6 protein-coding genes are annotated in these 8587 nt (G+C 41.6%); all 6 read left to right on the forward strand.

The genetic code is table 11. The annotated features are described in order from the left end of the window. The first annotated feature begins 190 nt into the window (after positions 1–190). Positions 191–1945 (forward strand): 30S ribosomal protein S12 methylthiotransferase accessory factor YcaO, encoded by a 1755-nt coding sequence (ycaO, locus tag GKR71_RS06175; protein WP_108478917.1) that lies wholly within the window; start codon positions 191–193, stop codon positions 1943–1945. Between the two features lie 373 nt (positions 1946–2318). Then, positions 2319–3176, forward strand: a complete 858-nt coding sequence (gene focA / locus GKR71_RS06180; RefSeq protein ID WP_036951809.1) for a formate transporter FocA — start codon at positions 2319–2321, stop codon at positions 3174–3176. Between the two features lie 88 nt (positions 3177–3264). Beyond that, a complete protein-coding gene (pflB, locus tag GKR71_RS06185; protein WP_036951811.1) occupies positions 3265–5547 on the forward strand; it encodes a formate C-acetyltransferase in 2283 nt (760 codons plus the stop codon). A gap of 112 nt (positions 5548–5659) precedes the next feature. Continuing rightward, entirely contained in the window at positions 5660–6454 is a 795-nt protein-coding gene (gene pflA / locus GKR71_RS06190) for a pyruvate formate lyase 1-activating protein (RefSeq protein WP_036951813.1), read from the forward strand. 222 nt (positions 6455–6676) lie between these two features. Then, positions 6677–7528, forward strand: coding sequence for a BPSS1780 family membrane protein (locus GKR71_RS06195; RefSeq protein WP_036951815.1), 852 nt, complete (start codon positions 6677–6679; stop codon positions 7526–7528). Positions 7529–7787: 259 nt separating this feature from the next. Next, positions 7788–8587, forward strand: an 800-nt coding sequence (locus GKR71_RS06200; RefSeq protein ID WP_154634058.1) for an Rpn family recombination-promoting nuclease/putative transposase, incomplete at its 3' end; no start/stop codon positions are given.

The following is an 8587-nucleotide window of genomic DNA, read 5'->3' on the forward strand; positions in this document are numbered from 1 at the left end:
CGAGCATAATATTAAAAATAAACTCACGTTATTATGTGGATTTAATCTGAGAGTTTTGTGATCGACTTTGTCATTTTAGTAAATTTTAATTTTTCGCTATTTTTCTGTCTTGAATAAAAAGCGTGAGCACTAGGCAAAAAGTCCGTATCATAGCGGCTATCTGAAACAAGCCATTTACAAGTGACTGACAATGAGCCAAACATTTATTCCCGGCAAAGATGCCGCACTCGAAGACTCCATTGATGCATTCCAAACCAAACTGAAAAATTTAGGATTCGATATCGAAGAAGCCTCTTGGCTGAATCCGGTTCCAAATGTTTGGTCCGTTCATATTCGTGACAAAGAGTGCCCGCTGTGCTTTACCAACGGTAAAGGCGCAAGTAAAAAAGCGGCTTTAGCCTCTGCTCTCGGTGAATATTTTGAGCGTTTATCCACCAACTATTTCTTCGCAGATTTCTATTTAGGTAAATCCATCGCTGAGGGGGATTTCGTTCATTATCCTAATGAGAAATGGTTCCCGTTAACTGAAGATGATAGTCTGCCAGCAGGTTTGCTGGATGAGCGCTTGGTTGCTTTCTATGATCCTGACAATGCACTCGCAGGAAGCCAGCTGATTGACCTGCAATCAGGTAATGAAGAACGCGGTATTTGCGCCCTGCCATTCACACGCCAATCTGACAACAGCACCGTCTATATTCCAATGAATATCGTCGGCAACTTGTATGTGTCTAATGGAATGTCAGCCGGAAACACAGCAAACGAGGCTCGTGTACAAGGGTTATCCGAAGTGTTTGAGCGCTTTGTTAAAAATAAAATTATTGCCGAAAGCATTAGTTTACCAACGATCCCTACCGATGTGATGGCTCGCTACCCTGGTGTCGTTGCAGCGATTGAAACGTTGGAAAACGAAGGCTTCCCTATCTTCTGTTACGACGCCTCTTTGGGTGGCCAATTTCCAGTCATCTGTGTGGTGCTGTTTAACCCACAGAACGGGACTTGCTTTGCCTCTTTCGGCGCGCACCCTGATTTTGGTGTTGCCTTAGAGCGTACAGTCACAGAATTGCTGCAAGGTCGTGGACTGAAAGATTTGGACGTGTTTAACGCCCCAACCTTTGATGATGAAGAAGTCGGTGAGCACACAAACTTAGAAACCCACTTTATCGATTCTAGCGGTTTAATTAGCTGGGATATGTTTAAAGACGATGCGGATTATCCATTTGCAGATTGGAGCTTTAAAGGCACCACGACAGAAGAATTTGCAACGTTAATGGCAATCTTCAACAAACTTGACGCAGAAGTGTATATCGCAGATTACAGCCATTTAGGTGTGTATGCCTGCCGTATCTTGGTGCCAGGTATGTCAGATATCTATCCTGTAGAAGATTTGCATATTGCCAACAATGCAATGGGTGCTTACCTTCGCGACACCATTATGTCCCTCCCTGATAGTCAGTGGGAAAAAGAAGATTATCTTGCTCTCATTGAACAGTTAGATGATGACGGATTAGATGACTTTACCCGTGTGCGCGAACTATTAGGTTTGGCTGTTGGTAAAGATAATGGCTGGAGCAATCTACGTATTGGCGAATTGAAATCAATGTTAGCCTTAGCGGGTGGAGACCTTGAACAAGCATTGGCTTGGGTTGAATGGACACAAGACTTCAATAGTTCCGTATTCACGCCAGAACGCGCTAACTACTACCGCTGCTTACATACTCTGCTGCTACTTTCCCAAGAAGAAGAAAGAGAGCCAGCTCAATACTATCAAGCTTTTGTCCGTATGTATGGTCAAGAGGCGGTAGATGCGGCGTCAGCAGCAATTGCGGGTGAATCAAGCTTCTACGGATTATGGTCAATTGATGAAGAGCTCAAAGCATTACCAGCTCATCAAGGGCTTTTAGCAGCTTACGAAAAGCTACAAAAAGCGAAGCGTGCTAATGCTTAATTAGAAAACCTCCCACCAAATCCATAAGCTTGGTGGGGGTTTAAGATGATTTGAGATAAAAGCCTCTGGGCTTTTATCTTTACTTAAGCAATATTTAATTTCAATCACATAATAATTATCGAAATTCATTAACAATCATCTGTAACATTTTACTTATCGAGAGCGTTTTGAGCTGTTTTATAAAATTTTTTTATAAAATTTAAAAAATATTTTTTATATTAAAATCAAATAATTAGATTAAATTTTGACGTTTTTTATACTGTTTCCACCCCGTTCTCTCAACACTTCATGATCCACATCAAATTTATCGTCACACCCGTTTGTTACTATAATTGCGTGCTATAATTAATCAACTTTGTAAGAGAGTGTTAGTATGAAAGCTGACAACCCTTTTAATTTATTATCTCCTGCTGTCATGGCGCAAGTTGCTGATGATGCAGGTGTTTATAAAACGAACAAACACCCAGCTATTACCTACTTGTCAGCATTCACTGCTGGTATCTTTATCTCTATCGCTTTCGTTTTCTATATCACTGCAACGACAGGTGCAGCAAGTGCTCCTTACGGTTTTACTAAACTGATTGGCGGTATCTGCTTCTCCCTTGGACTAATGTTAGTTGTTGTATGCGGTGCTGACTTATTTACATCCACTGTTCTTACCATCGTATCTAAAGCAACAGGCAAAATTACTTGGGGAAAAATGTTCCTCAATTGGTTCAACGTTTATATTGGCAACTTAATTGGCGCACTGTTTTTTGTCGCTATTATTTGGTTTGCAGGCCAATATGCTGCGGCGAATGGGCAATGGGGGTTAAACGTTCTTCAAACGGCTAACTACAAATTGCACCATACTTTTGTTGAAGCTGTCTTTTTAGGTATTTTAGCTAACTTAATGGTTTGCTTAGCAGTTTGGATGAGCTATGCCGGTCGTAGCCTAACTGACAAACTGGTAGTATTAGTTCTGCCAATCGCAATGTTTGTCGCTAGTGGCTTTGAACATAGCATTGCAAATATGTTTATGATCCCTCTAGCTATCATGATTAAAGAATTCGCCCCTGTTGAATTTTGGTCAAATATCAACATGGCACCAGAACAATTTTCTAACTTAACAGTTGGAAACTTTATTACCGAAAACTTAATACCAGTAACTATCGGAAATATTATTGGCGGCGCAGTGTTAGTCGGCCTAATTTACTGGTTAATGCATCTACGTAATAGCGAAAAACATTAATCGAAATTGGTTAATATACTCGGTATTACAAGTACACAAAGATTTATTAAGATCCCTCAAAGATCCATTGTTAAAAGGTAAAAGTATCATGTCCGAATTAAATGAAAAATTCGCTTTAGCATGGCAAGGTTTTAGCCAAGGTGACTGGCAGAATAACGTCAACGTCCGTGACTTTATTCAGAAAAACTATACTCCGTATGAAGGTGATGAATCTTTCTTAGCAGGCTCTACTCCAGCGACTGATAAGCTGTGGGAAAAAGTCATGGAAGGGATCAAAATCGAAAACCGCACTCACGCGCCAGTTGATTTTGATACAGACGTTGCATCAACAATCACTTCCCATGATGCAGGTTACATTAGCAAAGACTTAGAAACTATCGTTGGTTTACAAACTGACGCACCTCTGAAACGTGGTCTTATCCCGTTCGGTGGTATCAAAATGGTTGAAGGTTCATGTAAAGCTTACGATCGTACTTTAGATCCTAGCCTGAAAAAAATCTTCACAGAATACCGTAAAACCCATAACCAAGGTGTTTTCGATGTTTATACTCCAGACATCTTAAAATGCCGTAAATCCGGTATCTTAACCGGTTTACCAGATGCTTATGGTCGTGGTCGTATCATCGGTGACTACCGTCGCGTTGCGCTGTACGGTATTGATTTCCTGATGAAAGACAAGTTCAACCAATTCACCTCTCTGCAAGAAAGATTAGAGAAAGGTGAAGACCTGCAAATGACTATCCAACTGCGCGAAGAAATTGCTGAACAGCACCGTGCACTGGGTCAAATCAAAGAGATGGCTGCTAAATATGGCTACGACATCTCCGGTCCTGCAACTAACGCACAAGAAGCTGTTCAGTGGACTTACTTCGGTTACTTAGCCGCTGTTAAATCTCAAAACGGTGCAGCGATGTCATTTGGTCGTGTATCTACGTTCTTAGACGTGTACATCCAACGTGACTTAGAAGCAGGTAAAATCACAGAAGAACAAGCGCAAGAACTGATTGACCATTTAGTCATGAAACTGCGTATGGTTCGTTTCTTACGTACTCCTGAATACGATGAGCTGTTCTCTGGTGACCCAATCTGGGCAACAGAATCACTGGCTGGTATGGGTCTTGATGGCCGTACTATGGTGACTAAAAACACTTTCCGTTTCCTGAACACACTGTATACCATGGGCCCATCTCCAGAGCCTAACATGACTATCCTGTGGTCAGAAAAACTGCCAATGAACTTCAAAAAGTTCGCAGCAAAAGTGTCTATCGATACTTCATCTGTACAGTATGAAAACGATGACTTAATGCGTCCTGACTTCAACAATGATGACTACGCAATCGCATGTTGCGTGAGCCCAATGATTGTTGGTAAACAAATGCAGTTCTTCGGTGCTCGTGCAAACTTAGCGAAAACTATGCTGTACACCATCAACGGTGGTGTGGACGAAAAACTGAAAATGCAAGTCGGTCCTAAACATGCTCCAATCATGGACGAAGTTCTTGATTTCGATACCGTGATGGACAAAATGGACCACTTTATGGATTGGTTAGCAACTCAGTACGTCACTGCGCTGAACTGCATCCACTTCATGCACGATAAATACAGCTATGAAGCAGCACTGATGGCACTTCATGACCGTGATGTTTACCGTACAATGGCATGTGGTATCGCAGGTCTATCTGTTGCAGCTGACTCACTGTCTGCTATCAAATACGCAAAAGTTAAACCAATTCGTGACGAAGATGGTATTGCTATCGACTTCGAAATCGAAGGTGAATACCCACAATTTGGTAACAACGACCCACGTGTTGATGACATCGCTTGTGACTTAGTAGAACGTTTCATGAAGAAAATCCAGAAACTGCCTACTTACCGTAACGCGGTTCCAACTCAGTCAGTTCTGACCATCACTTCTAACGTTGTGTATGGTAAGAAAACAGGTAACACCCCTGATGGTCGTCGTGCTGGCGCTCCATTCGGACCAGGCGCTAACCCAATGCACGGTCGTGACCAAAAAGGTGCGGTTGCATCACTGACTTCAGTGGCTAAACTGCCGTTTGCTTACGCGAAAGATGGTATTTCTTATACCTTCTCTATCGTTCCAAATGCATTAGGTAAAGACGACGAAGTGCGTAAAACTAACTTAGCGGGTCTGATGGATGGTTACTTCCACCATGAATCCTCTATCGAGGGTGGTCAGCACTTAAACGTGAACGTTATGAACCGCGAAATGCTGTTAGACGCAATGGAAAACCCAGAGAAATATCCGCAGCTGACTATCCGTGTATCAGGATATGCAGTGCGCTTTAACTCTCTGACTAAAGAACAGCAGCAAGACGTTATTACTCGTACTTTCACCAGTACTCTGTAAGACTTTGCTAAGATTCTATAACGTAAAATAAATAAAAGGCCCCTCCCATTGGGGCCTTTCTATCTTAGTCAAAGATAACAAATTATAATTCTACATTCTGTGAGTTCCTGCTATGTCAACAACGCAAAAGACTATTCCAACGACTGAAATTTCGACCACCTCGCCACCTGCGACGTTTGGGCGAATTCACTCCTTCGAATCCTGTGGTACCGTCGACGGACCAGGGATCCGCTTTATTGTCTTCTTTCAAGGCTGCCTAATGCGCTGCCTGTATTGCCATAATCGTGATACATGGGATACCCATACCGGTAACATGGTCACTGTTGATGAATTAATGAAAGAAGCCGTCACTTATCGCCATTTTATGAACGCTACAGGTGGTGGTGTAACCGCATCTGGTGGTGAAGCTATTTTACAGGCTGATTTTGTCCGTGATTGGTTCCGCGCTTGTAAAAAAGAAAACATCCATACCTGTTTAGACACTAATGGATTTGTTCGTCGTTATGACCCCGTCATTGATGAGCTGATGGAAGTCACTGATCTTGTCATGCTTGACTTAAAACAGCTTAATGATGAGATCCACCAAAAACTCGTGGGTGTTTCCAATCATCGCACCTTAGAATTTGCTCGCTACCTCGCTAAGCGCAATCAAAAAACCTGGATCCGCTATGTCGTTGTCCCAGGCTGGAGTGACGATGACCACTCAGTCCATATGCTCGGTGAGTTTGTCAAAGATATGGATAATATAGAGAAAATTGAACTGCTCCCTTACCATGAGCTGGGTAAACACAAATGGGAAACCATGGGTGAAGAATACAAACTTGATGGCGTGAGACCACCGTCAAAAGAAGTGATGGAAAGAGTAAAAAGCATCCTCGAAAGCTACGGCAAAAAAGTCATGTACTAATTAAAATGAGGCTTCCTTCGGGGAGCCTCATTATTATCCCTTCTTCTACACCATCCTACCCGCTTTCATAATCCTGCCTACTCTCACGCAACCAGATTACTCTGCTTTGATAATGTTGAGTTTTTAGGCATAATCCCCAAGTTAAATTTAATTTATAAATCAATAGCAGCATAACACTATAATAAACATTGCTGATTCATCACTACGAATAGGTCATTTACCATGAACAATGAACACGATCATGTCGATAACAACATATCACCTGTAACGCCAGCACCTGAAACACCATCACCTCAAGAGCCCGTTGATAGTTTTGTATTTACGCCTGAACCTCGCGCCGTTCAAGCAGGAGAAGGCGTTGAATGGATTAGCCAAGCGTGGGCACTGGTCAAAGAAAAATTAGGTATGTGGATCCTGATTAACGTTGTCTTTTTCCTGATTATCTTTGCTATGGCTTTTCTACCCATTGTCAGCATGTTTGTGAGTTTTGTTACTCCCGTTTTCGTCGGGGGGATCATTGCAATTTGTGAAAACCAACGCAAAACTGGCGAAGCGGATATTGGCTTGCTTTTCTCTGGGTTCCAAAAGAAATTTGGTGAGCTATTTGCTATTGGTGCCATAAACTTTGCAGCCAATATGGTCGGAATGTTAATTGCTTTTCTGATTGCTGGCTCGGCCATTTTTAGCTTAGTAATGCAAGCTGACCAATACGATGGTATTTCGGATGCAGCCTTGTTTGCATCAACTGGAACATTTGTATTTGCGGGCATTATCATGGCATTAGCTAGCTTATTTGGCACTGCACTAACGTGGTTTGCTCCCGCTCTTATCATGAATCATGATTTCAAAATTGGCACATCTATCTCCGCCAGCTTACAGGCAGTGAAGAAAAACCTATTACCCGGCTTCTTATTCTTCCTGATTGCCATGGTGCTAATGTTTGTCTCCATTATCCCATTCGGCTTAGGATTATTTATCTCAATGCCAATTATGTACGCAACTTACTACAGCACGTACCGCAGTATCTTTTTTACCGATACTAAACAGTCACAGACCAGTTCATTGATTGTGTAATTAAAGCGGACGAGACTCACTAATTTCTTTGGAAGTTTTGTACTGAGCTCATCAGCATTGACTAAAATTATCTCCTGACACCTCAGGGTTGAATTACGACGATGAGGTGTTTTTTAATTACTAAAATCAGTAAATAAAACCATTTATAACAAAAAGTTAATCAGTCAAGCCATTATCTAGAATTAGGACTAACTTTTTTCCACTCCTTAAAAAATATTGGTTAGTATCTCGTCGTCAACCGCTCGGGATAAGGATCGATATGTCTATTCACTTAGTTTCTAAACCGCATGATTCTGCATTCAAAGGCTTTATGACTAAGCTTGGTAATGCAAGGGATTTCTTCGAGGCTCATTTACCAAGTCGTATTACACAATACTGTAATTTCGATACTTTAATACTAACGAGTGCTTCATTTATAGATAAAACGCTGCGTTCTCGCTTGTCTGATTTGCTCTATAGAGTCGAAACAAAACAAGGTTCGGGTTACTTCTATCTATTAGTTGAGCACCAATCGACTCCAGATAAATTAATGGGCTGGCGCTTAATGCATTACGCGTTCTCCGCAATGAATCAACATCTACAACACGGTCATCATGCTTTACCCCTTATCGTCCCTATTCAGTTTTATCATGGTGATCCGTCGCCTTACCCTTATTCACGCTCATGGACAGACTGCTTTCAGTGGTCAGATTTAGCCCATGACCTTTATTGTAATCCCCTACCACTGATTGACGTAAATGCTGTCAGCGATGATGAAATTCTTACCCACCGGAAGGTGGCTGCAATGGAGTTAGCTTTCAAGTATTCAACCCGACAGGGTGACATTGTTCTGCTATCTAAACGCTTAGCACATGTGATTAAAGAAAATGAAAATCATCGAGATGATGTGATTTTAATTATTAACTATCTATTTAGTGTGATGGATTCCACTGATTACACCCAAATAGTACAGGCTTTAATCAATCAAACTGAAAAATATGAGGAAACTATTATGAATATTGCACAGAGACTCAGGGATGAAGGAATGCAAAAAGGTATAGAACAAGGCATAGAGCAAGG

It is taken from the genome of Providencia sp. wls1922, assembly GCF_009706505.1.
In the GTDB taxonomy this organism is placed as follows: domain Bacteria; phylum Pseudomonadota; class Gammaproteobacteria; order Enterobacterales; family Enterobacteriaceae; genus Providencia; species Providencia lanzhouensis.

What these genes read in the sequence shown, in the direction of transcription:
- GKR71_RS06195 (WP_036951815.1), top strand. Translation starts at nt 6,677, where the DNA reads ATGAACAATGAACACGATCATGTCGATAACAACATATCACCTGTAACG.
- pflB (WP_036951811.1), top strand. Translation starts at nt 3,265, where the DNA reads ATGTCCGAATTAAATGAAAAATTCGCTTTAGCATGGCAAGGTTTTAGC.
- ycaO (WP_108478917.1), top strand. Translation starts at nt 191, where the DNA reads ATGAGCCAAACATTTATTCCCGGCAAAGATGCCGCACTCGAAGACTCC.
- pflA (WP_036951813.1), top strand. Translation starts at nt 5,660, where the DNA reads ATGTCAACAACGCAAAAGACTATTCCAACGACTGAAATTTCGACCACC.
- focA (WP_036951809.1), top strand. Translation starts at nt 2,319, where the DNA reads ATGAAAGCTGACAACCCTTTTAATTTATTATCTCCTGCTGTCATGGCG.